The 23,900-nt window shown below is 69.2% G+C and carries 25 protein-coding genes, 1 tRNA gene, 2 pseudogenes and 1 riboswitch; of the genes and pseudogenes, 15 read left to right on the top strand and 13 right to left on the bottom strand.

From position 1 onward, the window contains the following. Positions 1 to 38: 38 nt before the first annotated feature. From JJ691_RS30045 to JJ691_RS30030, 4 genes and pseudogenes are all read right to left on the bottom strand, one after another. Complete coding sequence (locus JJ691_RS30045; RefSeq protein WP_211762959.1) at positions 39 to 470, bottom strand: hypothetical protein; 432 nt, start codon at positions 468 to 470, stop codon at positions 39 to 41. A 99-nt stretch (positions 471 to 569) separates the two neighbouring features. Next, entirely contained in the window at positions 570 to 1,640 is a 1,071-nt protein-coding gene (locus JJ691_RS30040; protein ID WP_211762958.1) for a hypothetical protein, read from the bottom strand. A 23-nt stretch (positions 1,641 to 1,663) separates the two neighbouring features. After that, positions 1,664 to 2,409 (bottom strand): annotated as a pseudogene (locus JJ691_RS30035) (SAM-dependent methyltransferase). Positions 2,410 to 2,537: 128 nt separating this feature from the next. Next, positions 2,538 to 2,798, bottom strand: coding sequence for a hypothetical protein (locus JJ691_RS30030; protein WP_211762957.1), 261 nt, complete (start codon positions 2,796 to 2,798; stop codon positions 2,538 to 2,540). Positions 2,799 to 2,815: 17 nt separating this feature from the next. Between JJ691_RS30030 and JJ691_RS30025 the strand changes: the two genes are divergently transcribed. The 5 genes from JJ691_RS30025 to JJ691_RS30005 all read left to right on the top strand — a co-directional run bounded on the left by JJ691_RS30025 (position 2,816) and on the right by JJ691_RS30005 (position 5,191). After that, positions 2,816 to 3,016 carry a hypothetical protein gene (locus tag JJ691_RS30025; RefSeq protein ID WP_211762956.1) on the top strand — a complete coding sequence of 67 codons (201 nt, stop codon included), beginning with the start codon at positions 2,816 to 2,818 and terminating at the stop codon, positions 3,014 to 3,016. Between the two features lie 298 nt (positions 3,017 to 3,314). Then, a complete protein-coding gene (locus JJ691_RS30020) occupies positions 3,315 to 3,584 on the top strand; it encodes a hypothetical protein (protein WP_249227105.1) in 270 nt (89 codons plus the stop codon). After that, complete coding sequence (locus JJ691_RS30015) at positions 3,584 to 4,114, top strand: DUF6879 family protein (RefSeq protein WP_211762955.1); 531 nt, start codon at positions 3,584 to 3,586, stop codon at positions 4,112 to 4,114. The genes JJ691_RS30020 and JJ691_RS30015 overlap by 1 nt, the downstream gene beginning before the upstream one ends. Next, positions 4,029 to 4,949, top strand: coding sequence for a helix-turn-helix domain-containing protein (locus JJ691_RS30010; RefSeq protein WP_211762954.1), 921 nt, complete (start codon positions 4,029 to 4,031; stop codon positions 4,947 to 4,949). Before JJ691_RS30015 ends, JJ691_RS30010 begins: the two co-directional genes overlap by 86 nt. Before the next feature lie 44 nt (positions 4,950 to 4,993). Then, positions 4,994 to 5,191 carry a DUF397 domain-containing protein gene (locus tag JJ691_RS30005; RefSeq protein WP_211762953.1) on the top strand — a complete coding sequence of 66 codons (198 nt, stop codon included), beginning with the start codon at positions 4,994 to 4,996 and terminating at the stop codon, positions 5,189 to 5,191. A gap of 159 nt (positions 5,192 to 5,350) precedes the next feature. Here JJ691_RS30005 and JJ691_RS30000 read toward each other — a convergent pair whose 3' ends face one another. Both JJ691_RS30000 and JJ691_RS29995 read right to left on the bottom strand, forming a co-directional pair. Next, positions 5,351 to 6,040, bottom strand: coding sequence for a hypothetical protein (locus JJ691_RS30000; RefSeq protein ID WP_211762952.1), 690 nt, complete (start codon positions 6,038 to 6,040; stop codon positions 5,351 to 5,353). Between the two features lie 126 nt (positions 6,041 to 6,166). Beyond that, positions 6,167 to 6,427 carry a RipA family octameric membrane protein gene (locus JJ691_RS29995; RefSeq protein WP_211762951.1) on the bottom strand — a complete coding sequence of 87 codons (261 nt, stop codon included), beginning with the start codon at positions 6,425 to 6,427 and terminating at the stop codon, positions 6,167 to 6,169. Between JJ691_RS29995 and JJ691_RS53445 the strand changes: the two are divergent. Then, positions 6,363 to 7,085, top strand: a pseudogene (locus JJ691_RS53445) (tyrosine-type recombinase/integrase); the annotation flags it as partial. The gene JJ691_RS29995 and the pseudogene JJ691_RS53445 sit on opposite strands and share 65 nt — an antisense overlap. Positions 7,086 to 7,294: 209 nt before the next feature. On the opposite strand, the gene JJ691_RS29985 reads toward JJ691_RS53445, so the two are convergent. Then, a tRNA-Lys gene (locus tag JJ691_RS29985) sits at positions 7,295 to 7,367 on the bottom strand. A 189-nt stretch (positions 7,368 to 7,556) separates the two neighbouring features. Here JJ691_RS29985 and JJ691_RS29980 point away from each other — a divergent pair. The 3 genes from JJ691_RS29980 to JJ691_RS29970 all read left to right on the top strand — a co-directional run bounded on the left by JJ691_RS29980 (position 7,557) and on the right by JJ691_RS29970 (position 11,481). Beyond that, positions 7,557 to 8,432, top strand: a complete 876-nt coding sequence (locus JJ691_RS29980; protein ID WP_442912484.1) for a spermidine synthase — start codon at positions 7,557 to 7,559, stop codon at positions 8,430 to 8,432. A 121-nt stretch (positions 8,433 to 8,553) separates the two neighbouring features. Continuing rightward, positions 8,554 to 10,665, top strand: a complete 2,112-nt coding sequence (locus tag JJ691_RS29975) for a putative bifunctional diguanylate cyclase/phosphodiesterase (RefSeq protein ID WP_211762950.1) — start codon at positions 8,554 to 8,556, stop codon at positions 10,663 to 10,665. 9 nt (positions 10,666 to 10,674) lie between these two features. Beyond that, positions 10,675 to 11,481, top strand: coding sequence for an SAM-dependent methyltransferase (locus tag JJ691_RS29970; RefSeq protein ID WP_211762949.1), 807 nt, complete (start codon positions 10,675 to 10,677; stop codon positions 11,479 to 11,481). Between the two features lie 162 nt (positions 11,482 to 11,643). Here the strand turns inward: JJ691_RS29970 and JJ691_RS29965 are convergent, their stop codons facing one another. From JJ691_RS29965 to JJ691_RS29950, 4 genes are read right to left on the bottom strand one after another with little or no spacing between them, the layout of a single operon-like run. Further along, on the bottom strand, positions 11,644 to 12,285 hold the full coding sequence (locus JJ691_RS29965) for a hypothetical protein (protein ID WP_211762948.1): 642 nt from the start codon (positions 12,283 to 12,285) through the stop codon (positions 11,644 to 11,646). Beyond that, positions 12,278 to 13,213 (bottom strand): ABC transporter substrate-binding protein, encoded by a 936-nt coding sequence (locus JJ691_RS29960; protein WP_249228290.1) that lies wholly within the window; start codon positions 13,211 to 13,213, stop codon positions 12,278 to 12,280. The genes JJ691_RS29965 and JJ691_RS29960 overlap by 8 nt, the downstream gene beginning before the upstream one ends. After that, positions 13,210 to 13,989: an ABC transporter ATP-binding protein gene (locus tag JJ691_RS29955; protein WP_249227104.1), complete on the bottom strand. Its 780-nt coding sequence runs from the start codon at positions 13,987 to 13,989 to the stop codon at positions 13,210 to 13,212. The genes JJ691_RS29960 and JJ691_RS29955 overlap by 4 nt, the downstream gene beginning before the upstream one ends. Continuing rightward, positions 13,986 to 15,047: a FecCD family ABC transporter permease gene (locus tag JJ691_RS29950; protein WP_211762946.1), complete on the bottom strand. Its 1,062-nt coding sequence runs from the start codon at positions 15,045 to 15,047 to the stop codon at positions 13,986 to 13,988. Before JJ691_RS29950 ends, JJ691_RS29955 begins: the two co-directional genes overlap by 4 nt. A gap of 30 nt (positions 15,048 to 15,077) precedes the next feature. Then, positions 15,078 to 15,254, bottom strand: a riboswitch (cobalamin riboswitch). A 105-nt stretch (positions 15,255 to 15,359) separates the two neighbouring features. On the opposite strand from JJ691_RS29950, the gene JJ691_RS29945 reads away from it, so the two are divergent. After that, on the top strand, positions 15,360 to 16,319 hold the full coding sequence (locus JJ691_RS29945; RefSeq protein WP_211762945.1) for a hypothetical protein: 960 nt from the start codon (positions 15,360 to 15,362) through the stop codon (positions 16,317 to 16,319). A 64-nt stretch (positions 16,320 to 16,383) separates the two neighbouring features. Here the strand turns inward: JJ691_RS29945 and JJ691_RS29940 are convergent, their stop codons facing one another. Beyond that, positions 16,384 to 17,136 (bottom strand): LamB/YcsF family protein, encoded by a 753-nt coding sequence (locus JJ691_RS29940; RefSeq protein WP_211762944.1) that lies wholly within the window; start codon positions 17,134 to 17,136, stop codon positions 16,384 to 16,386. Between the two features lie 9 nt (positions 17,137 to 17,145). Next, positions 17,146 to 17,949, bottom strand: coding sequence for a helix-turn-helix transcriptional regulator (locus tag JJ691_RS29935; RefSeq protein WP_211762943.1), 804 nt, complete (start codon positions 17,947 to 17,949; stop codon positions 17,146 to 17,148). 55 nt (positions 17,950 to 18,004) lie between these two features. Here JJ691_RS29935 and JJ691_RS29930 point away from each other — a divergent pair, with 55 nt between their 5' ends. The 5 genes from JJ691_RS29930 to JJ691_RS29910 all read left to right on the top strand — a co-directional run bounded on the left by JJ691_RS29930 (position 18,005) and on the right by JJ691_RS29910 (position 23,900). Beyond that, on the top strand, positions 18,005 to 19,693 hold the full coding sequence (locus JJ691_RS29930) for an AMP-binding protein (RefSeq protein WP_211762942.1): 1,689 nt from the start codon (positions 18,005 to 18,007) through the stop codon (positions 19,691 to 19,693). 58 nt (positions 19,694 to 19,751) lie between these two features. Continuing rightward, the gene (locus JJ691_RS29925; RefSeq protein WP_249227103.1) at positions 19,752 to 20,621 is read left to right on the top strand and encodes an amino acid ABC transporter permease; all 870 of its coding nucleotides are present in this window, start codon (positions 19,752 to 19,754) and stop codon (positions 20,619 to 20,621) included. Then, the gene (locus JJ691_RS29920; RefSeq protein ID WP_305875453.1) at positions 20,621 to 21,370 is read left to right on the top strand and encodes an amino acid ABC transporter ATP-binding protein; all 750 of its coding nucleotides are present in this window, start codon (positions 20,621 to 20,623) and stop codon (positions 21,368 to 21,370) included. Before JJ691_RS29925 ends, JJ691_RS29920 begins: the two co-directional genes overlap by 1 nt. 11 nt (positions 21,371 to 21,381) lie before the next feature. Continuing rightward, entirely contained in the window at positions 21,382 to 22,290 is a 909-nt protein-coding gene (locus JJ691_RS29915; RefSeq protein ID WP_249227102.1) for an ABC transporter substrate-binding protein, read from the top strand. Positions 22,291 to 22,397: 107 nt separating this feature from the next. Further along, complete coding sequence (locus JJ691_RS29910) at positions 22,398 to 23,900, top strand: tetratricopeptide repeat protein (protein WP_211762939.1); 1,503 nt, start codon at positions 22,398 to 22,400, stop codon at positions 23,898 to 23,900.

The following is a 23,900-nucleotide window of genomic DNA, read 5'->3' as shown; positions in this document are numbered from 1 at the left end:
GGACTCGTGACGCACGGGAGGCGCAACGGGGGAGGTGATCAGTCCTGGGGAGCTGCTTTGTCGAGTAGCTCCCACGCCGCACTGAGGCGCAGGACGAGATCCACCGCCTGCTCGGAGTCGAACACGGCCTGGCAGGTGCGCTGCTCGGGCAGGGTGAGGGACAACTCACGAGGTCCGACTTTCCCCAGCTTTGGTGCCGGAGGGCTGGGCTGGTCGCCTGCGGGCCGGGCGTTGAGCAGCAGCCGTCCGTGCACCAAGTGCGTGCAGGACACGTAGGAGACCTCGCCGGCCAGCAGCGCGGTCATCAGCTCGAAGACGTCCTCCGGAAGCAGGCTGACCGTGAAGTCCGCCTGCCCACCGAGACAGATTGTTGCCGTGTCTCTCTCAGCGGGCACGGCGATCGTGGTCGCCGACAACGTCCTGGTGATGACGACGCTGGGCGCAGCCTGGGTGAACACCGGCTCAACCATGGGTCTCAGATCCCCCTTGAGCCCGGCGGCGAACCCGGAAGTGGCGACGGTGGGTGCCTGGGGGCAGAGCAGGTCGGCGGAGCGCCAGGTGGTTGGGACTCATCGCGACACCAGCTCCAGACCACACGCCGAGAGCGAGGTCGTCTTCATGACCCGCCGGAACTCATCCCACGCTGCGGATACGTCGACCGGGGTGAACGGCGGCGTTGCCGTCAGCGGCACTTGGTGCAGCGCCAGCTTGGCCGTCGGCTCGCCGGCGATGCCGGTCACGATGATCGTGACGGCGCCCTCGGCCACCCGCGTGACGTAGAACCGGTCCCCGGCAAGACCGGTCACGGGGTGCACCAGCGCGGTGGCGACCTGCACGGCAGAGCGTCCGCCAGACCAGCCCAGACGCAGGCCGTCGGGGCCGTCGGTGTCGACGGTCAGCCAGAACGTGTCACCCAGGATTCGCAGACGACGAAACACTCCGCAGGCCAAAGCCACCGGGCCAGGAACCCGGCCAGCGCGAATCACATCTCGCTCGGGCCCGGTCAAACGCCCGTCGAGAACGGGCGGCTGCGCGAAACCGTGGACCTGCTGGACGAAAGCGAGCGAGGCAGCCCATTGACGGGCGCTCACTTTCGCCAGCCCCACCAGCCGGGTCGGGCCGCCGTCGGCAAGGTGAAGCTGGACATGGCGACGTTGCAACGTCGCGCGCAGGCCAGCGAGCCCGTAGGGACGGCAGTCGACGACGCGGGGAGTCAACACCGCCATCATCCGGGCCAGCGCCCCCAGAGGCAGATGCAGGATCGTCTGCTCCGAACCGGGGACAGGTCGGGCCATCCGGCACAGGGGCATGGGGGCCACCACGTCGGTGTCGGGCCACTGGTAGGGCGCGACCTGGCCCAGCGCGTACAGGATTCCGGCTTCCAGCTGCTGCTGGAGGATGTCGGTGGTGTCGGGCAGCAGTGCGTCGCGGAACCGATGGTCCACGGCGGGCACGGTGTTCTCGCCGAACAGTCTGGTCTCGTAGCCGCGATCGAGGATCTCGTGCAGCATCGCCCGGTGGTCCGGGGAGAATCTGTTGAGAGCGTTGGCGATGGTCGGCAGGAGTGTGGAGTCGGTTTCGGCGGTGTAGAGCCGGCGCAACTCGGCGGCGCGGCGGGTCAGCGAGAGACGGTGGGCCATGGCGTGGTGCTCCAAGCGGGGAATCAGGGATGGCGGGCCAGGGCGGCGAAGGCCAGTGACTGGGCGGGGTCACCGACATCTGCCCAGTGCTCGGGCCGCCATTCCGGGGTGTAGACCACGCCGGGCCAGACCAGGTGCTCGAAGCCGGCCAGCATCGCGGTGATCTCCGCGCGCGTCCGCAGGTGCGCCGGGTTTTGGGTGCGTTGGTAGATCTCGACGACGTCGGCCAGCTGGTCGGGTAGTCGCTGGCGGTGGCGTGGGTCAGGGCCAGATAGCTGCCGGAGGCCAGGGCGTCGGAGTAGGCCCGCACGAGGGCCGCTGGATTCTTGTTGTCGGGGATGAAGTGCAGGACCGCGCACATCAGGACCATGATCGGCTGGGAGAAGTCGAGCAGCCGCAGCGTCTCAGGGTGGTGCAGGACGCGGTCGGGGTTGGTGATGTCTTCCCGGATGCAGGTCGCGTAGGGGTTGCCGGCGAGGATGTCGAGGCTGTGGGTGACGGCGACGTGCTCGTTGTCGACGTAGACCACGCGGGCGTCGGGCACGAGGCGTTGGGCGATCTCGTGCACGTTGCCGACCGTGGGCAGGCCGGAGCCGAGGTCGAGGAACTGGCGGATCCCGTGCTCGACGCCATGGAGAACCGCTCTGCGGAGGAACGCACGGTTGTGGCGGGCGAAGGTGCGTGCCTGGGGCAGGACGGCGAGGACCTCCTTGGCCGCGTCCCGGTCGACCTCGAAGTGGTGGGAGCCGTCGAGGAAGTAGTCGTACATTCGGGCGACGCTGGCCCGCGTCGTGTCCACCACGGACGGACGCCAGTCGACGTTGCGGCTCCACTCGTCGGGGTCGTGGCCGTCGGCGATGCCCACGATGGTTCTCCTCATCGGAAACGGTTCTGTGGTCAGGCAGTCAGGGCGTGCCGACCGGTGGATGGTTCGGTACTTGGCACCGGAATCATGGGGACCGGTGTGGTCATGTCCGGTTGTGTCTGCTCGTCGACTGACGCCCAGATCGGCTCAGGCTCGCGTTCGACAGCAACCGGGCCATCCGCCAGCCAGGCACGGATTTCACCGAGGTCACGGCTGACTCCGAGATGCCGCAGGAGTTGCAGCCACACCTGTTCGGTCGGCACCGTCGCGTAGAACGAGGCGATGCTGAGCACCAGACAGGGAGCCAGCGGTGACAGCCGGAACGGGCGGGCCGGCATCGCCGACAACGGCCGTAGTCATCGACGGGGTGCCGTCGAACGACCTCATGTACGGCGCCGACAAGCCGGAGCAGGAGCTCACGTTGCTCGGTCGCGCCGAACACTGGCAGGTCAACGTTGTCGCCGCTCTCGATCTGGCAGACAACCTCGGTCAGGTCGTCCAGGAGGGCTAGCTGGCGTGCGGGTGGCGTGTGGCGCCTCACGCGCCGTGTTCCCTGAAGTGGTCGCGCATCGGCTGCGGCCGCATCGTTGGCTGCCATCTGGACCTCCGTCGTCGTCCGGCCTCTGGTGCTATGACCATGACCCCACGTGTGTACAAGCTCAACGCAATCGCGCAATTTTGTTGCAATCTCACCCGATTGGGTGAGACTGGTGAGTGTCGTCTGGGTGAGCCTTGGCCGTTCTGGTTGACATTGCGCGCATATTGCTCGAATAGTGCACATGTTGGTCAACTGACTGGAGGAGATGGCCATGAGGCTTACGTTCATTGGGACCGACTCGGGTGGCGGCCACTGTCCGACCCTCTATGCGACGGACCGCGGCACGGTCGTGGTGCAAGGGACTCGGGTTGACGACCTGGACGCGGTCGCCGACCTGGAGCGCAGCTACGGCGGCCTGCCCGCCCACGAGAGTGCCGTCGAGATCCCGGCCGAGCTGCTGCGCAACTGGGGGCCGATGATCCTTGAAGCCCTTCAATCCCAGACGAAGGAGGGCGACGAATCGTTGACGACGGCCGACTGATGGGCAGGCAACTCTCCGTCGCCGACTTCGACGCGATCTACGACACGTTCGAGGTCAGCGTATGGCGATGGGAGTCGCAACCGGTCTACGACGAGCCCGACGAACGGGAGCCCTTCGAACGCTGGCGGGCCGGCGGGCAGGACGACCTTTCCTGGCTGCAGGGTTGGCTCGATCTCGTCCGCTCGGCCACTGCGGCTGGCCGAGAGTTCCGACGCGTACGTCGCGTCACCGATACGCCGTCCGATTACCAGCGATGGCTTGCCACCGCAGTGCGCGCCAACATCGAAGCTGGTGAGGAGGTGCGGACGCTGCGCGAGGACCAGGTGCCGAAGTTGGGGCTGCCGAGCTACGACTTCCTCCTCGTCGACAACCGTAGCGTCGCGAAGATGCAGTTCGACGATGGGCGTTTCCTCGGTGCGACCCTGCACGAGGACACCGGTACTGTTGACCGTCACCGCGCATGGCTCGCGGCGGCATGGCAACACGCGAGCCCTATCGACGCCATCAGAGGAGTCCGTGAACGAAGGTAACCAGCGCCTGCGGGATTTCGGCGCTCGGATGCGCACCCTGCGGGCCAACGCCGGGTTCCTCACCGGTAAGGACTTCGCGCAGCGACTCGACTGGCAGCAGTCGAAGGTGTCGCGCATCGAGAACGGCAAACAGGCGCCGACCGACTCCGACGTGAACACGTGGTTCGAGGCCACGGAGACGTCGGAGTCGGAGGCGTCTGAACTTCGTGACGAGCTCCGCGCCATCCGAATCGAGATGGCAGCGTGGCCGCGGCAGTTGACGAAGGGGCACCGTGATCGACAGGTTCGCGCCGGCCAGGTCGAACAGCGCTCATCGATCATCCGCGCGTTCGACCTGATGCTGTTGCCGGGACTCGTCCAGACCGCGGACTACGCGCGCGACGTGTTGACATCGCACGCCACCCTGCACGGCTTGGACACGGATGTCGGCGCGGCCGTCCGTGCTCGGATGGACAGGCAGAAGGTGCTGTTCGACACCGCCAAGCGCATCGAGATCCTGTTCCTTGAGTCGACGCTGCTCTACTCGTACAGCGCGCCGGAGGTGATGCTGGCGCAGATCGACCGGCTCCTCGCTCTCCCAGTCACGTCTTCAGTGAGGTTCAGGATCCTGCCGCTGCTCTCGCGCCTTGACGTCATTCCGATGCACGGGATCTGGATCTTCGACGACTCCGTGATCATCGAGACCAACGACTCCGAGATCGTGAGCGAGGACCCAGGCGACCTGGAGCTCTACAACAAGATTCTCGACTCGCTGTGGCCTGCTGGAGTCGAGGGCGCCCATGCGCGTGAGATCCTGATGGCGGCCAGTCAGCGCTGGGCCACGCTCAACGGCTGATCGGCGGGCCTGACGAGTCGACGTAGAGTGTGAGAGGTGACGGGGTGAGCGAGTTCGTGTGGCGCAAGAGCAGCAAGTCTCCCAGTCAGCAGTGCGTGGAGATCGCCCATGACCAAGGCGACGTTCTCGTTCGAGACTCCAAGCAGCGGAGCGGTCCCGTGCTGCGCTTCCCTGCCGAGGTCTTCCTCGCCTTTGTCAAGGTTGTCGACGGCCAGCACCATGGTTCACGAGGCAAGAGGTAGTCCGATCATCGAGACCGATGAGTGGCCACCGATGGCAACGTTCCGCGCCGCGCCGAACTTGCTTAGCCCCGGTGGTCTCGGACGCACAGGCCGCTTGCGCCATAACGAAAATCCCCAAGCGATGCCTCATGGTCGGAGTTGGGCAAGGCGCCGTCCGCTTCAACGCCCCGTCTCGCCGAACTCGAACTGTGCCGACTTCCCGGCCGTGTAGGCGGCCTGAAGGCGCGGTGTTGCGTGGCCGAAGTTTGGGTACAGAATGTGGTCCTCGGGTAGGTCGTCGCCGCGGTATGGGCACCACCCGATCTGGCCATGCACCTTCAAGATGATCCGGCCGCAGAGCCTGCAATCCGTCCACCACCAGGGGGAAGTGCCGGGCTCCGTCCCTTCGTGAGGAGTGATCATGTAGGCGGTGGGACCGAACTCGAGCTCCCACCGGGCAGGCCCGTTGTAGAAAGGGGCCCAACCGATCTCATTGATCCAACGGTACTCGGGCACCTGGTCCATGAACTTGTCGAGGCTCATGTTGGCCAAGCTGGCTGGGGCGGGCAAGTCCACCTCGCCGAAGTAGATGCACGTCTGGAGACCTGTTCCAACGCTCAGTGCCTGGGCCTTGCGTATCTCGACGTCGGTCGGCAGGTCGCCCTTCACCTCGAACCACATCGCCAGCTCGGTGTTCGGGTAGATGAGGAAGTCCGGCAGATAGGCACCGGCATCGCCGAGGCTGAAGCCTTCGGGTTCGTACCGCCATGGGATGCCCAGGGTGTCGAAGAACACCGCCCACCGAGCCTCGCGGCGGGACCGGAACCGGTAGCCAGCGTAGCGAGTCTTGATGGGGCTGATCCGAGCCATGGACCGTCTCCTCAAGCTAGGTGAACCGTTTGCGGTCGTGAAGGGCACTGATGGTCGGCATCGATGCGCGGGACACGGATGCGCCTGCAGCAACGCCACGGCCATGCCGCTCGCGCCGGCATGAAATCAAAAGGTAAGCAGCACAACGATGAGGCTCGCGATGTACAACAGCCCGAACATCACGGGCATCGCCTGCTGGATGTGAATCGTTGGCACGTATGGGTGTCGGTGGCCGTCCGCCTCGAGATGCGTCCAGCCCGCAGCGTTGGCCATCGTCGGCATCCGGGTTTCCAGGATCCGGACAACCTCCCACTTAGCCTCGATGCACCGCATCCGCGCCACCTTGCGCAAGGCTCTCAACGACGCGATCCCGCAGGGGTTGATCACGGTCAATCCGGCGTGTCATGTCGAGTTGCCGCCGGCCAGGAGGCCCAAGCCGTTGGTGTGGACGCGAGCGCGTGTGCAGTGGTGGCGGGAGACTGGGCAGATTCCGTCGTCGGTGATGGTGTGGACGCCGGAGCAGGCGGGTCGGTTCCTTGACCACGCCCAGCATGACCGGCTCTATCCGTTGTTTCACCTGATCACCTTCCGGGGGCTGCGCCGCGGTGAGGCGTGCGGCGCGCATTGGAGCGACCTGGACGAGGAGTCCCGCGAGCTGGGAATCCGCTGGCAGTTGCTTCAGCTGGGTTGGGAGACGGAGTTGGCGGATCCGAAGACCGAAGACAGCGACGCGGTCATCGCATTGGATGAGGGCACGCTGCGGGTACTGGCCGCGCACCGGGTCCGTCAGCGGGTGGAACGTCAAGCGGCGGGTGCGGTGTGGCCGAGCGCAGGGTTGATGTTCACCGAGCAGGATGGGCAGCCGCTGCATCCGGCGAAGGTCACCGACCGGTTCAAGGAACTTGTCGTACAGGCAGGATTGCCGCCGATTCGACTGCATGATCTGCGTCACGGCGCTGCGACGTTGGCGTTGGCGGCGGGGGTGGAGATGAAGGTGGTGCAGGCGATGTTGCGTCACTCGTCGATCACGATCACCTCGGACACCTACACGTCGGTGCTGTCGCAGGTGGCGCGTGAGGCGGCTGACGCGACGGCCCGGATGGTGCCGCGCAAGGTCGCGTCGTGTCGGGTTGATGATCGTGTGACGCTCGGGCTCCCCTCGGGCCCGCATGCGTCCACTATGGACAGTGAGATGAATGTGGTGGAAACGCAAAACATCCAGGTCAACGATAATGTTGACCTGGATGCGAGAAGTGCGGCGCCAGGGACTCGAACCCCGAACCCGCTGATTAAGAGTCAGCTGCTCTGCCAGTTGAGCTAGCGCCGCTCGACGAGAGTTCCCGGTGAAGGTTTCCCTCGCTGACGGGAGAAACATTAGCACAGCCGTCGCGGCAATTCCCAATCGGCTGGTCAGGGGTGGTTCGCGCTGGTCAGGGGCGGGTTTCGTGATCATCCCGGGGTGGGGTGAGGCGCGTCACTGCACTAGGGTTGACGGCTCGGTCGGGGAGGAGCGGCAGTGGGGCACGGAAGGTCGCCGAGGGGTCGGCCGAATCAGCGGCCGGGGCCGGCGGAGACGCGGGCGCCGGTCCGTTTCGGGGAGGCGGAACTGGCCCGGGACCCGGATCGGCCGGGTGGCTGGCTGCTGTCGGTGAACGGGGTCGCACAGTCCTATGTGGACCTGGACGACCCGGAGCACCTGGAATTCGACTACGTGCGGCGGATCGGCGACGTGGTGGATCTCGCGTACCCGGCGGGGCAGCCGCTGGAAGTGCTGCACATCGGTGGCGGAGCGTGCACGGTTGCGCGGTACGTGGCGGCCACCCGCAGGGGGTCCCGGCAGCTGGTGGTCGAGGCGGACGGCCCGCTGGTGGAGCTGGTGCGGGAGCAGTTGGACCTGAGGTCGGTGCCCCAGCTGAAGGTGCGGGTCGGCGACGGCCGGCAGGAGACGGCGACCCGGCGCGACGACACGGCGGACCTGGTCGTGGTGGACGCCTTCGAGAGCGCGCTGATGCCGGGCCCGCTGGCGACGCTGGAGTACACCAGGGAGGTGCGCCGGGTGCTGCGGCCGCAGGGGACGTACGTGGCGAACCTGGCCGACAGCGGCGGCCTGCACTTCGCGCGGAGGTTCGCGGCGACGCTGGGTGAGGTGTTCGAACACGTGCTGGTGATGGCCGAGCCGGGGGTGTTCCGCGGCCGGCGGTTCGGCAATCTGGTGACGGCGGCCTCGAACGCCGAGCTGCCGACGGCCGAACTGGCCCGGCGCACGGCCGGATCGGCCTTTCCGGCGCGCTGCGTCGCAGGTCAGGAGTTCGCCAGAAACGCGAAAGCCCTCATCGACGACGAACCGGTCATCCCGCCGCAGCCGCCACCGGACGCGCTGGGCCGGACCTGACCGACCACTTTCACACGTTCGGGGGAGCGTTTCCAACATCCAGACCGAGTAGACACTGCCACGGTGGGTCCGCTCGGACGCTTGTGAACCGCACCCCGACCAAAGGAGCGAGCCGACCGGCGTGAACGATCACCCGCAGCGAGGTCCCGTCGACGACAGCTGGCGGACCGACCTGGCGCGCACGTGGGCGGCGGAGATCGCGAAGACGGTCTTCATCCCGATGTCGCACGCCAAGATCGTGCGACTGCTGGCCCGGATGACCGACACGCTCGCGGAGGCGGTTCGGGCCGACACGGTACCGGCGGCCGAGGTCGCGGAGATCGGCACGGCGCTGGTCAACCGGGCCATCTCCGGCCGGGCCACGCTGTCCACCAGCCTCGACGTGCTGGGCCGCGGCCTGCTGGCGATGCCGGACCCGCCGGCCGAACTGCCGACCCGGGTGATCACGGTGCTCAGCGTGCTGGCCGCGGGGTTCACCGAGGCGTTGCGGGAACGCACCTACATCAGCCAGGAGGCGCTGAAGCGCTCGCTGATCAAGGCCAAGCGGGACACCGAGCGCAGCCTGGCCGACAGCGACGCCCGGCTGCGGGCGATCTTCTCCTCCTCCGCCGTCGGCATCGCGATCAGCGCCCCCACCGGCAAGTTCGCCCAGACCAACATGGCGCTGACCGAGATCCTGGGCTACGGCCAGCCGGAGCTGGCCGGGATGAGCGTGCAGGACCTGGCCCACGCCGACGCCGCCGGCTGGCTGTCGGACAGCATCGCCGACCTGCTGGCCGGCCGGCGCCCCAACTTCCGTGAGCGCTGCCGGCTGGTGCACCAGGACGGCGAGTCGGTGTGGGCCTATCTGGCCGTGTCGCTGCTGCGGGACGACCACGACCAGCCGGCCTACCTGGTCACCATGGTCGAGGACGTCACCGAGCTGCACCTGCTCGGCGACCGGCTCGGCCACCAGTCGCTGCACGACATGCTGACCGGCCTGCCCAACCGGCAGTACTTCGTGTCCACTTTGGAGCGGACGCTGGGCGGCTCGACCGCCACCGGCCGGATCACCTTGTTCCACTTCGGTCTCGACCGGTTCACGGTGGTCAACGACGGCCTCGGCCAGCACGTCGGCGACCAGTTGCTGCGGGCGGTGGGGCAGCGGCTGGAGAGCGTGTTCCACGGCGAGACGGCGATGGTCGCGCGGCTGGGCGGCGACGAGTTCGCCGTGCTGGTGGAGGGCACCGCCGAGACGCCGGGCGTCGGCGAGTACGCGGCCCGGGTGCTGGACACGCTGGCCGACCCGATGTTCATCGGCGGCGACGGCATCGCGGTGTCCACCTGCATGGGCATCGTGGACCGGATCAGCGTCGGCCAGGATCCGGCCGAGCTGCTGCGGGCCGCCGACATGACGCTGCACCGGGCCAAGCGGCGCGGCGCCGGCCAGTGGGAGCTGTTCGACGCCCGGCAGGACGCCGCCGACCGCTCCCGGTTCCGGCTGGCCGCGACCCTGCCCGGCGCGTTGCAGGCCGACCAGTTGGACGTGGTCTACCAGCGACTGCTGCGCTTCTCCGACGAGACGACGATCGGCGTGACCGCCCGGCTGGCCTGGCAGCCGCCGGCGCAGCAGCCGATGCGGCACGCCGAGGTGCTGGCGCTGGCCGAGGAGACCGGCGTGGTGCTGCCGGTCGGCCGCTGGGTGATCCGCCGGGCCTGTCAGCAGGCGGCCGCGTGGTGGCGGGAGCACGGCCCGGCCGCACCGCCGGTGGTGGTGGACCTGTCCGCGGGCCAGGCCCGCGACCCGGACCTGGTCGGCGTGGTCCGCCGCGAGCTGGACGCCGTCGAGTTGCCGGCCGAGCAGCTGCGCCTGGGTGTGTCGCTGGGCACCGCCGCCCAGAACGACGAAATCATCGACAACATTCTTGTGCTGGCCGAAATGGGTGTCACATCGTCCCTTTTGGACTATGGCACCGAGCATGCCGACCTGTTGCTGCGCGGTGAGTTCACGCTGCGCGCGGTGGTGCTCGACCGCCGGCTCGGCGACTCGCTGGCCGACGAGCGCACCGCCGAGATCACCGAGCCGGTGGTGCGCAGTCTGGTCGACTTCGCGCACAGCCTCGGCCTGCCGGTGGCCGTCGGCGGCATCCAGCACGAGGACCACCTGCGCCGGCTGCGTGCCGTCGGAGTGGACGCGGGACAGGGCGAGCCGCTCTCGCCGTCGGTGAGCGCGGACCGGATCACACTGGGATAGGAGCGAGCCATGTCGGGAGCAGTGGACTGGGTGCCGGCCGAGGTCGACATCGACGTTCCCAGCTCGGCCCGGATCTACGACTATGTGCTCGGCGGGGCGCACAACTTCGAGCGCGACCGCATGATCGGCGACCAGCTGGCGCAGGTCGTGCCGGTGCGGGAGATGGCCCGCCTCAACCGCTCGTTCCTGCGCCGGGCCGTGTTGTTCCTCATCGACAACGGCGTCCGCCAGTTCCTCGACATCGGCTCCGGCATCCCCACCGTCGGCAACGTGCACGAGATCGCCCAGGAGGCCGACCCGTCGTGCCGCGTGGTGTACGTGGACTACGAGCCGGTGGCGGTCGCGCACAGCCAGCTGATCCTGCGCGACGACCCCAACGCCGTGATGGTCCAGTCCGACCTGCGCGACCCCGAGCGCATCCTCAACGACCCCGACACCCGCCGGATGCTGGACTTCGACCAGCCCATCGGCCTGCTCATGGTCGGCGTCTTCCAGTTCATCGCCGACGTCGACGACCCGGCCGGGGTGATCGCCCGCTACCGCGACGCCCTGCCGGCCGGCAGCTACCTGGCGCTGTCGCACTTCACGCCGGACAACATGGAGGAGGGCATGGCCAAGGCGGTGGGCGTCTTCCAGCACAGCGCCGAGCCCATCCACCCCCGCAGCCACGCCGAGGTCACCGCCCTGTTCGACGGCTTCGACCTGGTCGACCCGGGAGTGGTCTTCACCGCCAACTGGCGTCCCCAGTCCGCCGCCGACCTGGGCGACGACCCCGAGCACTCCGGCATCTACGCCGGCGTGGCCCGCAAGCCCTAGTCCGCGAGTCCCGCTCTCGGTCCAGCGAGTCCCGTCTTCGGGACCTACCACCCGACGCACCACGCCGGAATGTCCCGAAGGCGGGCCTCGCGAAATCCGAGAGCGGGACTCGCGCGCCCGGAACCGGTATCTCGGTTGCCCCAGAGCGGGACTCGCGGAATTTCACAGGAGTTTGGCGGCTTCGAGCATCCGGCTGTGGCGGATCTCGGGGTCCTGGTGGGGGCAGCTGGCGCAGGGGGAGAAGCCGGCGTGGTCGATGAGGCAGCAGGAAACCCGCCGCACCAACGGTTTCCCCTCGATCTGCACGAATCGCGCCGGCGGCATCGGCCGGCCCATTTCCGCCACCAGCCAGGACGCCTGCTCGACGCCGCGAGCCGGATCCCCGAGATCACGCCAGGCCCGCAGCAGGCTGTTGGCGACGGCGTCGGTGGTGATGGCCCACAGCGGTGGCAGCCGAACGCCGGACACCGCCGACAGGGTATCCAGCACCGGGCCCAGCGCCGCCCGCAAAGCCGTTGGCAGCGCGGCGACTTCGGGCAACAGCCCACCGGGATGGACGTTCATCACCCGGCCGTCCTCACCGATGTGCACCCGCATCCGGTCCAGCGCGGGGTCGGCGGCCAGGTCGATCTCGGCCAGCCGGGTCAGCAGCGACGTCAGCACGACGCTGCTGGTGCTGTACCACCACAGCGTGCCGGCGGCCCGGTTGTCGTCGGTCGACCACCGTTTGCGGTTGTCGGCGACGAACCGCTCCATCTCGGCCGGGTCGGTCAGTGCCGTGCCGGGCAGGATCCGCTCAGCCATGGAGGAACTTCGCCAACGCCACCGCGGAGTCCACGTCCCGCACGCCCGACACCCAGTTCGCGTACGGCAGCACGAAGAACCGGCGCTGCTTGATCGCCGGCAGGCCGGCCAGCTCCGGCCGCCCCAGCAGGAAGTCTTCCATCTGCCGCGCCTGTTCGTCGTCGGCCGCGTCGATGGTGATCACCTCCGGCGCCCGCGCCACCACCTCCTCCCAGGACACGTGGATCCAGCTGTCCCGGACGTCGGTGAAGACGTTGGTGCCGCCGGCATGCGCGATGATCGCGTCGGGTGCGGCGTAGTGCCCCGAGGACAGCGGCTGCTTGTCCCCACAGCAATCGTAGTGGAAGACCTGCACCGGGCTGGCGGCCTTGGGCAGCGCCGCCAGCTTCGCCCGCTGGTCGGCCACCAGCTTCTCGGCCCGGTCGGACACGCCGAAGATCCTGCCGATGTTCAGCACGTCGGTGAACGCGGCCTCGATCGGGTCGACCAGCCCGCGGGCGGTGCTGCCCTGCTGCCGGCATGCCTCGGTCAGCTGGTAGGTCGGAATGCCCAGCTGGGCCAGGCTGTCCGGAGTGACGGCGGTGGCCTCGCTGAACCCGTAGCCGTAGCCGGCGAACACGAAGTCCGGCACCGCCCCGAGCAGCACCTCCTTGCTGATGTACTTGTCCGACAAGCGTTTGACTGAGGTGAAGTCGGACGACCACGGCGACTGGACGCTGCGGTCCTCGACGCCGGCGTAGCCGGCCATGTGGTCGGCCAACCCCAGCGCGAACATGATCTCGGTGGTGTTGATGTCGTTGCTGACTGCCCGCTTCGGCACCTGCTGGTAGCTGACTTGCTTACCGCAGTTGGTGATCACGGTGCCGCTGGACGCCGCCGGCGCGGCCGTGCCGCAGCCGGCCAGCGCCAGGGCCAGGGCGACGATCACGAGTCGCAAGGGAACTCCTTGGTGGGGAACAACAGTTGGGGACGGCCGGTGTCGGGATGGGTGATCACGCGCGGCCGCACGCCGAACACCTCGTGCACCAGGTCGGCGGTGAGCACGGACGGATCGCCCGAGGCCACCACCGATCCGTGGCGCAGCAGGTAGATCCGGTCGCAGTAGCCGGCGGCCAGGTTCAGGTCGTGCAGGGCGGCCACCGCCGTGACGCCGAGCCCGGTCAGCAGGCCCATCAGCGAGTGCTGGTAGCGGATGTCGAGGTGGTTGGTCGGCTCGTCGAGCACGATCAGGTCGCAGCCCTGGGCCAGCGCACGGGCGATCACGGCCCGCTGCCGCTCGCCGCCGGACAGCGTCAGCACGCTCCGGTCGGCCAGTTCTTCCAGGCCGACCAACGAGATCGCCCGCGCGCACGCGTCGACGTCCTCGGCGCTGGCCCCGCCCAGCGCCGACTGGTGCGGAAACCGGCCCATGGCCACCACTTCCCGCACCGTGTAGTCGAACTCCACCGGCGACTCCTGTGGCACCACAGCCATCCGCCGGGCCAGCTCGCGGGCCGACAGCGTCGCCAGATCCTCGTCGTCCAGCCACAACGAGCCAGTGGCTCGCAAAGCCCGGAAAACGGCGCGCAGCAAAGTGGTCTTGCCGCTGCCGTTCGGTCCGACCAGCCCCACGAACTCGCCGCGCTCGATCGCCAGCGCGATGTCCGAGACGATCATCCGCCCGTCGAGGGCGACACCGACGCCCTCAGCCCGCAGCTTGCTCACGAACCAACCCCGCCGAAGACATAGGCCCTGCGCCGCAACAGAAACAGGAACACCGGGCCGCCCAGCACGGAGGTGATGACGCCCAGCGGCAGTTCCTCGGGGGCCACCACCAGCCGGGCCAGCACATCGGCCCACACCAGGAACACCGCGCCGAGCAGGGCGCTGGCCGGCAGCACGCGACGATGGCTCGCACCGACCAGCAGTCGGACCAGGTGCGGCAACATCAGCCCGACAAAGCCGATCGCGCCGGCCGCCGCCACGACGGCCCCGGTGACCAGCGCCGTCACGAGGAACAGCCCACGCCGCACGGTCCGCACGTCCACGCCCAGCGAACCCGCGGTCTGGTCGCCCATGGCCAGCGCGTCCAGCGACTTGGCCTGAAAGCCCAGATAGCACAAGCCGAACAGCGTCCCGACCACCGGCACCAGCAGCGTCGGCCATGACGCCCCGCCGAGGCTGCCGAGCAGCCAGAAGATCGCCGTCCGGGCGCCCTCGCTGGTCGGCGCGAGGTAGATCAGGAAGCTGGTGGCCGCCGCGAACATCGACGCCAGCGCGGTCCCGGACAGCACCAGCCGCAACGCCGGCAGCCCGCCGCCGGCCGTCCGCGCGAGCGCGAACACCGCCATGACGGCCAGGAGCGCACCGAGAAATGCCCCTCCGGTCAGCGCCCACGTGCCCAATCCGGCCAGTGCCCCGAACAGCAGCACGGCCGTCGCCCCCACCGATGCGCCGGAGCTGACGCCCAGCAGATACGGATCGGCCAGCGCGTTGCGGACCAGTGCCTGCACGGCCACGCCGGTCGCGGACAGACCGGCCCCGGCGACCGCCCCTAGCAGAACCCGGGGCGTTCGCACCTCCCAGACGATGGCGTCACCCGGCCGGGTGGAACCGGCGGAGAAGTGGCTGACCAGCACCGAGAGCGTGTCGGTGACCGGCAGTGACACCGGACCGAGCACCACTCCGGCCAGCAGCGTGAGGACGAGGACAACGACCAGCCCGGCGAGCAGCCCGGAGAACCGGGCCCGCTCGCCGAACGGTGCGGCACCGCGCGCAGGCATCGACAGCCGGCCCTCCATCACCTCGTGGACGCGCCTTGCGGTGCCGTGGCCGGTCTCCTGGCTGACGGGTGGTGCGTGCGGCGAGAGGCCTTCCCAGGCGGCGAAACGCCCAGTGACCCATGCGTTCTCGCGCACATCCCGATCACAGTGGCGAGGGCCGCTCCGGTTTGGCACCGGATTCCCGTCACCACGGCGTGGTCACGGTAGGCAGCGCCCGTCGACGCTGTCAACGTGACCTGGTCGGGGGATGCTCCGGTTGACATCGGTGCGGTCGGTCGAGAGCATTCGCGCAGGCGAGTCGGGGAGTGAGTGGTGACCCAGCTGCGTCAAGCCGAAGTGGTGCTGCCGGTCGCCGAGAGCGGCCAGGACAGCCCGGGTTCGGCCCTTGGTGCGATAGGCGCGGTGCCATGGCCGCGGCGGACGGCCCGGCCTCGGGACCCGCGTCCGGTGCCGGCGGTGGTGCTGGAGAACGATCTGTTGATCGCGACCGTCCTCATTGGATGCTGCGGTCGACTGCATTCGTTGTGGCACAAGCGAGAACATCGGCCGGTGCCGTTCTGCTCGCCGGCCTTCCAGCCGGCCAGCGGCGGCCCGGTGTTCGCCGCGCCGGTGGACGGCGACACGCTGCGGGTGTGGGAGTGGGACACCGCGCGTGACCTGCCGTTCCAGATCGACTTCGCGCTGGCCGACGGACAGGCGCTGCGGGTGGACACCAAGGTGCGCGACCCGCGCGGGCACACCGACTGGGACCAGGTGTCGCCGGGCGACCTGATCGCCGTCGGCTCGGGCTGGGGCGCGCTGGAGCTGACCCGGCTCGGCGTGATGCTGCCGGCCACGCCGTTCACCGGCCTCGGCGCGCCGCAGCGGCCGTGGCTGGAGTTGTTGCGCGGCAACATGATCGCCACCGATCCGGAGCAGCCGCCCGGGCGCAGCCTGGTGTCCGCGCCGTGGCGGGCGATGCTGGAGTCGGCCCCGGAGAACTGGCTGTCCGCCTATCACCTGGGCGTGGCCCGTTGGCACGCCAGGGAAAGCGCGGCGGCGATCGCCGCGTGGCGGCGGTCCATCGAGCTGGCCGTGTCGCCGTGGGCGCTGCGCAACCTGGCGGTGGCGGAGTTCCGTGGCGGTCACGTCCGTGAGGCCGCCGAGCTGCTCACCGCCGCCGCCTGGTCCACGCCCGCCGTGCCGGCGCTGTCGGTGGAGGCCGTCGACCTGCTGCTGGCCGCCGGGCAGGCCGACGAGGCCGCCACCCTCCTACGCCGAGTCCCCACCTAACGCTGGGAAGGGGGCTTTCCTGGCGTTCAACGCCAGGAAAGCCCCCTTCCCAGCAGCAAAGTGGTCACGCGGCGAAGGGGTTCAGGGTGAGGCCGGCCGCCACCAGCCCCTCCTTGACCCGCTTGGCGATCTCCACCGCGCCGGGCGTGTCGCCGTGCACGCACAACGATTGCGGCGCAACGGAAACGACCGTGCCGTCCACGGCGGTCACGGTGCCCGCGACGGCCATTCGCACGCAGCGGGCGACGATCTCCTCCACGTCGTGCAGCACCGCGCCGTCCAACCGCCGGGACACCAACGCGCCCTCAGGCGTGTAGGCCCGGTCGGCGAAGGCCTCGCGCACGGCGGTCAACCCGGCGGATTCGGCCTGGCGCAAGGATTCCGAGCCCGGCAGCCCCAGGATCGGCAGCGACGGGTCGTACCGCCGCACCGCCTCGACCACGGCCGCCGCCTGCTCGGCATGCGTGACAATGGCGTTGTACAGCGCCCCGTGCGGCTTCACGTACCGCACGCGGGTGCCGGCGATCCGGGCAAAGCCGTCCAACGCGCCGATCTGGTAGATGACGTCGTTGGCCAGCTCGGCCGGGTCTACGTCGATGAACCGGCGGCCGAAGCCGGGCAGGTCCCGGTAGCCGACCTGGGCCCCGATGGCCACGCCCCGCTCGGCGGCCCGCTCGGTCACCCGCCGCAGCACCGTCGGGTCGCCGGCGTGAAAGCCGCACGCGACGTTCGCGCTGGTCACGACGTCGAGCAGGGCCTCGTCATCGCCCAGGCGCCACGCCCCGAAGCCCTCGCCCAGATCGCTGTTCAAGTCCATGGCCCCAACCTAGGGCAGCAGGCCGAACCGCCGGGCGGCGACCACCGCGGCCAGGCGCGAGTGCACGTCCAGCTTGCGCATGGCGCTGCGCAGGTACGCCTTCACGGTCTCCGGCCGCACCCCGAGCCCGCGGGCCACCTCGGCGTTGGTCTGCCCCAGAGCGATGCCGGACAGCACATCCAGCTCCCGGGCCGACAGCGACGGCACAGTCTCGTCGGACGGGGCCCAGGAGGACGCGAGCCGGGCGCAGACGTCGTGCACCCGCTGCCGCAGCGCGTCGTCGGTGACCTCGGCCGCCAGCTGCCGCAGCTCGGCGTGCGCGGCCCGCACTTCCTCCCAGCCCCGAGGGACCTTCACGTCCTCGATGCGGCTGCGCTGCGCGTCCCGCACCGCCAGCCCCTGCTCCAGGTCCCGGGCCGCGTCCCGCGCGGCGGTGAGCACCCGGTCACCCAGCGGCAGCGCCTGCCGCAGCGCCCCGTAGAGCACGGCCCGCACCACCCGGTTGACCACCACCGGCACGGCCACGATGGACCGCAGCCCCTCGGCCGTCACCGGCAGGTCGTACTGGTGGCTGATGCCGGCGGCCTGCGAGTAGTCGGTGACCGCGACCGGTTTGGCCAGGTCCAGTGCCTTGCCGCCGAGCCCGTTGCCGCGCACGACGATCAGCCCGGACAGCGCGTTGGTGCTGGTCCCGACCAGCTCCGACAGCTTCACCCCGGTCGACTGGGCCAGGCCGCCGAAGGCGACCGGCAGGCCGGTGGCGTGCCGCATGGTGGCGAGGGCCCGCCGGACCTCGTTCACGTCTTCCTGCATCGGTCCCCCTTTCCGGGGGTAGCGGACTGCGCTGTCCGGCACCACCATCGCCTGCGTGACCGATACCGCGTTTCGGGCGGCCCGCGACCTGCTGCTCGCCCATCGAGAAGACTACGCCGCCGCCCGGGAGCGTTTCCGCTGGCCAGAGCTCGGTGACTTCAACTGGGCCCTGGACTGGTTCGACACCATCGCCGCCGGCAACGAGCGTCCGGCGTTGTGGATCGTCGAGCAGGACGGCAGCGAGCGGCGGGTCTCGTTCGCGGAGATGTCCCGGCGGTCCAACCAGGTCGCGAACTGGCTGCGCGGGCACGGGGTGCGCCGCGGCGACCGGATCATCCTGATGCTGGGCAACCAGGTCGAGCTGTGGGAGACGATCCTGGCGGCGATGAAGCTCGGCGCCGTCCTGATCCCGGCCAGCACCCTGCTCGGGGCCACCGACCTGCGGGATCGGGTCGAGCGCGGCCAGGCCAAGCACGTCGTCACCGGCCTGCCCGGCAGCTACGCGGACGTGCCTGGCGACTACACCCGGATCGCCGTCGGCGCGCCGGCCGAGGGCTGGCTGGACTACGCCGATTCCCAGGATGCTGACGACGTTTTCACGCCCGACGGCGTCACCCGCGCCGACGACACGTTGCTGCTGTACTTCACTTCTGGCACCACCGCCAAGCCGAAGCTGGTCGAGCACACGCACGCGTCCTATCCGGTCGGGCATCTGTCCACAATGTACTGGATCGGGCTGGAGCCCGGTGACGTGCACCTGAACATCTCCTCGCCGGGCTGGGCCAAACACGCGTGGAGCAACGTGTTCGCGCCGTGGAACGCCGAGGCGACGGTGTTCATCTACAACTACACCCGGTTCGACGCCGCCCGGCTGATGGCGGAGATGGACCGCTGCGGGGTGACGAGCTTCTGCGCGCCGCCCACGGTCTGGCGGATGCTCATCCAGGCCGATCTGACCGCGCTGAAGACCCCGCCGCGCAAGGTGGTCGGGGCCGGTGAGCCGCTCAACCCCGAGGTGATCGACCAGGTGCGCAAGGCCTGGGGCGTCACGGTTCGGGACGGCTTCGGCCAGACCGAGACGACCGTGATGGTGGCCAACACGCCGGCGCAGCCGATCAAGCCGGGCGCGATGGGCCGGCCGGTGCCGGGCTACGAGATCGTGCTGGTCGACCCGGCCTCCGGCGAACTCGGCGACGAGGGCGAGATCTGCGTCGACCTGGCGAAGCGTCCGCTGGGGCTGATGGTCGGATACCACGGCGACGACGAGCGCAACGCCGAAGCCATGCGGGGCGGCTACTACCACACCGGGGACGTCGGTTCCCGCGATGTGGACGGGTATCTGACCTACGTCGGCCGCGCGGACGACGTGTTCAAGGCCTCGGACTACCGGATCTCGCCGTTCGAGCTGGAGTCCGTTCTGCTGGAGCACGACGCCGTCGCCGAGGCCGCGGTGGTGCCGTCGCCGGACCCGGTGCGGCTGGCCGTCCCCAAGGCGTACATCGTGCTTGCCGCAGGTTGGGCCGCCGATGCGGCCACCGCGGCGGCGATCTTCGCGCACTCCCGCGAGCATCTCGCGCCGTACAAGCGGATCCGCCGGCTGGAGTTCGCAGAGCTGCCCAAGACGATCTCCGGCAAGATCCGCCGGGTCGAGCTGCGCGGCAACGAGCAGGACAAGCACGCGGAGCGTGAGCGTCCACATGGTGAACACCGTGAGGACGACTTCCCCGCACTTCGCGGTCAGTAGCTTCCCACTCCATAGGATTCGTTGACGCGTCACGGGGCGCGCTGTTCGGATGGGTCGCGTGACCCTGTCTGTACCGCGCCCCACCGCGTCGGCGCCCGACGACACCGCCGACCTGCGTGTGGTGCCCGCCCGCTACCCCTGGCGGTGGGTGGGCATCGCCGTCGTGCTCGTGCTGCTCGCGCAGTTCGCGCACGGCCTGGCCACCAATCCCGGTTGGGACTGGCCGACCTTCGCCGCGTTCTTCGCCAGCGGCGCCATCGTCACCGCCCTCGGCGTGACCCTCCAACTCACCGCCTACGCCACCGTGCTCGGCTTCGCCGTCGGTGTCGTGCTGGCGCTGATGCGCTTGTCGCACAGCCGGTTCCTGCGCACCGTGGCCTGGGGCTACGTGTGGGCGTTCCGCTCCATCCCGCTGATCGTGCAGATCATCTTCTGGTTCAACGTCTCCTACCTCTACCCGAAGCTGGGCTTCGGCATCCCGTTCGGGCCGGTGTTGTTCACCGTTCCCACCCAGGACCTGTTCTCCCCGTTGGGCGCGGCGGTGATCGGCCTGACGCTGCACCAGGCCGCCTACTCGGCCGAGATCATCCGGTCCGGCGTGCTGGCCGTGGACGGCGGGCAGCTCCAGGCCGCCGCCGCGCTGGGCATCCCGCGCGGCCGGCAGTTCCGGCGGATCGTGCTGCCACAGGCCATGCGGTCGATCCTGCCCAACGCCGCCAACGAGGTGATCTCCCTGCTCAAGGGCACCTCGATCGTCTCGGTGGTGGCGATCAACGAGCTCTTCTACCAGGTGCAGGTGATCTACGGCCGCAACGCCCGGGTGGTGGCCCTGCTGATGGTCGCCACCGTCTGGTACGTGCTGCTGACCTCCGTGCTCTCACTGGTGCAGCACTACGTGGAACGGCACTTCGCCAAGGGGGCCCGGTGATCGAGATTCGGGACGTGCACAAGAGTTTCGGGCCGCACCCGGTGCTCAGGGGCGTCAGCCTGCGAGTGGCCGCCGGCGAGGTGGCCGTGGTGCTCGGGCCGTCCGGCTCCGGCAAGTCCACCCTGCTGCGCAGCGTCAACCACCTGGAGAAGGTCGACCGCGGGCAGATCCGGGTGGACGGCGAGCTGATCGGCTACCGCCGCCGTGGCGACAAGCTGTACGAGCTCAAGGAACGCGACGTGCTCAAGCAGCGCAGCGCCATCGGTTTCGTGTTCCAGAACTTCAACTTGTTCCCGCACCTGACCGTGGTCGACAACATCGCCGAGGCCCCGATCGCCACCGGCCGGCTCACCCGGGATCGGGCCCGAGCCAAGGCTTTGCAGCTGCTCGACCGGGTTGGCCTGGCCGACAGGGCCGACGCCTATCCGCGGCAGCTGTCCGGCGGCCAGCAGCAGCGGGTGGCGATCGCCCGGGCCCTGGCCCTGGACCCCAAGGTGGTGCTGTTCGATGAGCCGACCTCCGCGCTGGACCCGGAGCTGGTCGGCGAAGTGCTGGATGTGTTGCGGGACTTGGCACGTAGCGGCACCACGATGATCGTCGTGACGCACGAGATCGGCTTCGCCCGGGAGGTCGCCGACACCGTCGTGTTCATCGACGACGGCCAGGTGGTCGAGCAGGGGCCGCCCGCGCAGGTGCTGGACAACCCCACCCACGAGCGGACCAGATCCTTCCTTTCCAAGGTCCTGTAGGAGGAAAAGCGGTGTACAGCAAGGTTTTGGCAGTGCTCCTGGCGGCGGCGACACTGACCGCCTGCGGCGCCGCGGCGGGGGAGCAGAGCCAGCAGCAGCCGCGGATCACGGATTCGAAGGTCGACCGGATCGCTGCCGAAGTCCCCCAGGCCATCCGCGACCGCGGCACCCTGGAGGTGATCACCAGCGTCGGCACCGTGCCGCCGCTGACCTTCTACGACACCGACAACAAGACCCCCATCGGCGTCGAGGAGGACCTCGCCGCCCTGGTGTCCGACGTGCTCGGCCTCAAGCCGCACGTCAACGTCGCGTCGTGGGAGAACGTGTTCGTGGGCCTGGATTCCGGCAAGTACGACGCCGGCTTCACCAACATCACCGTGACCGAGGAACGCAAGGAGAAGTACGACTTCGCCACCTACCGGCTGGACAACGTCTCCTTCGAGGCCCGCAAGGGCGGAAACTGGAAGGTGAACGGCCCCGCCGACGTCGCCGGCAGGACCATCGCGGTGGCCTCTGGCACCAACCAGGAGAAGCTGCTGCTGGACTGGAACGCCCAGAACGTCGCCAAGGGCCTCAAACCCGTTGACGTCAAGTACTTCCAGAACTCCACCGACTACTACCTGGCTCTCCAGTCCGGCCGGATCGACGCCTACCTGGGGCCCAACCCCACCGCCGCCTACCATGCCAAGGCCTCCGGGCAGACCGAGATCATCGGCACCGTGTCCGGTGCCGGCCCCACCCTCCAGGGCGAGATCGCCGCCACCACGAAGAAGGGCAACGGTCTCGTGCGGGCCCTGGCCGACGCCCTCAACCAGGTGATCTCCGACGGCAGCTACCGCAAGGTCCTGGACCGCTGGGGCCTGGCCAACGAGGCCGTGCCGAAGTCCGAGATCAACCCGCCCGGCCTGCCCAAGTCCTGACCGCTGTCGTACCGGCCTGCGGCCCTTTCTCCTCTCCAGATCCCTGGCAGCGCCGGTCGGACGCCGAACATGCCTGGTCATGGGCCTACGCCGGCTAGCCCGAGCGGGTGCTCGTCACCAGCAACGACCGATTGGCGGAACTGGTCGGCCGGCTCGGGGCCGAAGTGATGGTGGTGGAGCCGCTCAACGCCGAGCACGGCCGGGAACTGCTCGCCAGCATCTGCGGCCCGGCGCGCCTGGACGCCGAGCCGGCGGAGACCGCCGAGCTGGTCGCCCTGTGCGAGGGGCTGCCGATCGCCCTGCGCACCGCCGCCACCCGGTTGGTCGAGCGGCGGTCGCTGCGGGTCGGCAAGCTCGTCGCCGACGTCAAGGCCCGCGGCATCGAGTCGGCGTCGGGCCTGTTCTCCGTGGTGTACCAGGACCTTTCCGAGGCCAACGCCCAGCTCTACCGGCGGCTGAGCATGCTGCCGGTGGTCGACTTCGGCGAGCGGCTGGCCGAGGAGGCCACCGGAGTGCATGGCTCGCTGGACCGGCTGGTCGCCGTCAACCTGTTGGTCGAGCAGAACAACGGTCGGTTTCGTTTCCACAGCCTCGTGTTGCGGCACGCTCACGAGCAGGCGCTGGCGGGGGAGTCCGCCACCGACCGCGAAGGCGTTGTGTTGCGGTCGATCCAGTACTACCTGCACCGTGCCGCCCTGGCTGACCAGAAGATCCTGGGCCCGGACCGGCTGCGCTTCACCCCGGCGCCGGAGCCGCTGGACGATCCCTGGGACGGTGTCGATCCCTACGTCTGGCTCGACGCCGAGCGCACCAACGTGCTCGCCACGGTCCGTGCCGCCCACGACTCCGGCTGGCATGACGAGGCCTGGCAGCTGGCGGAGAGCCTGACCGCCCTGTACCTGAGCAAGCGGTACCGGGCGGACTGGATCGAGTCGAGCGAGGTCGGCGCGCGGGCGGCCAACGAGGTCGGCAACCGTCGCGCGGAGGCCCGGCTGCGCAGCTTCATGTCCCGGGCTTTACTGGACCTGGGCCAGGTTGACCGCGCTCGCCGTCAGTTGGACGAGTCACTGCCGCTGGCCCAGGAGTCGGGCGATGTCCGCCTGTTGGCCTCGGTGTGGGAGCTCATCGGCCGCTTCCGCGATGCCACGGGCGATCCGGCTGGCGCGATTGCCGCCTACGAGCAGGCGCTGACCGAGTTCGCCAAGGACGATGACAGCCGTGGCATCGCCTTCGTGACGATGTTCGTCGGCCTGGCCCAGCTCGCCCAGAAACGCTATGACGAGGCGGAAACCACGCTGCGGCAGGCGATCGAGCTGTGTCGCAAGCACGATGCCCGGATGACCGCCCGCGCCCGCACCGGCCTGGGCATTGTCCACATGCGACAGAATCGCCTCGATGAGGCCCACGTGGAGCTGACGGCGGCCCTGAAGGTGCTGGTCGACGGCGGCCACCTGAACTACGTCGCCCATACCCAGGAAGCGTTGGCGGACCTGGCTTCCCGACGCGGTGACGACGCGGAGCGGCGGACCCAGCTGACCGCTGCGCTGGAGATCCAGGAGCAGTTCGGCGGTCCCGAGGCGGAGCGGCTACGGGCCAAGCTCGGCAAGTGA

The sequence above is a fragment of the Kutzneria sp. CA-103260 genome, from assembly GCF_018263855.1.
In the GTDB taxonomy this organism is placed as follows: domain Bacteria; phylum Actinomycetota; class Actinomycetes; order Mycobacteriales; family Pseudonocardiaceae; genus Kutzneria.
The sequence above is the reverse complement of the archived record's forward strand: the minus strand, read 5'-3'. Positions and strand labels throughout refer to the sequence as shown.

Coding starts and splice junctions, on each gene's coding strand:
- JJ691_RS29950 (WP_211762946.1), bottom strand. CDS start 15,047: ATGCCTGCGCGCGGTGCCGCACCGTTCGGCGAGCGGGCCCGGTTCTCC.
- JJ691_RS30015 (WP_211762955.1), top strand. CDS start 3,584: ATGGGCAGGCAACTCTCCGTCGCCGACTTCGACGCGATCTACGACACG.
- JJ691_RS29940 (WP_211762944.1), bottom strand. CDS start 17,136: ATGGACTTGAACAGCGATCTGGGCGAGGGCTTCGGGGCGTGGCGCCTG.
- JJ691_RS29965 (WP_211762948.1), bottom strand. CDS start 12,285: ATGGCTGAGCGGATCCTGCCCGGCACGGCACTGACCGACCCGGCCGAG.
- JJ691_RS30040 (WP_211762958.1), bottom strand. CDS start 1,640: ATGGCCCACCGTCTCTCGCTGACCCGCCGCGCCGCCGAGTTGCGCCGG.
- JJ691_RS29970 (WP_211762949.1), top strand. CDS start 10,675: ATGTCGGGAGCAGTGGACTGGGTGCCGGCCGAGGTCGACATCGACGTT.
- JJ691_RS29935 (WP_211762943.1), bottom strand. CDS start 17,949: ATGCAGGAAGACGTGAACGAGGTCCGGCGGGCCCTCGCCACCATGCGG.
- JJ691_RS30045 (WP_211762959.1), bottom strand. CDS start 470: ATGGTTGAGCCGGTGTTCACCCAGGCTGCGCCCAGCGTCGTCATCACC.
- JJ691_RS30020 (WP_249227105.1), top strand. CDS start 3,315: ATGAGGCTTACGTTCATTGGGACCGACTCGGGTGGCGGCCACTGTCCG.
- JJ691_RS30000 (WP_211762952.1), bottom strand. CDS start 6,040: ATGGCTCGGATCAGCCCCATCAAGACTCGCTACGCTGGCTACCGGTTC.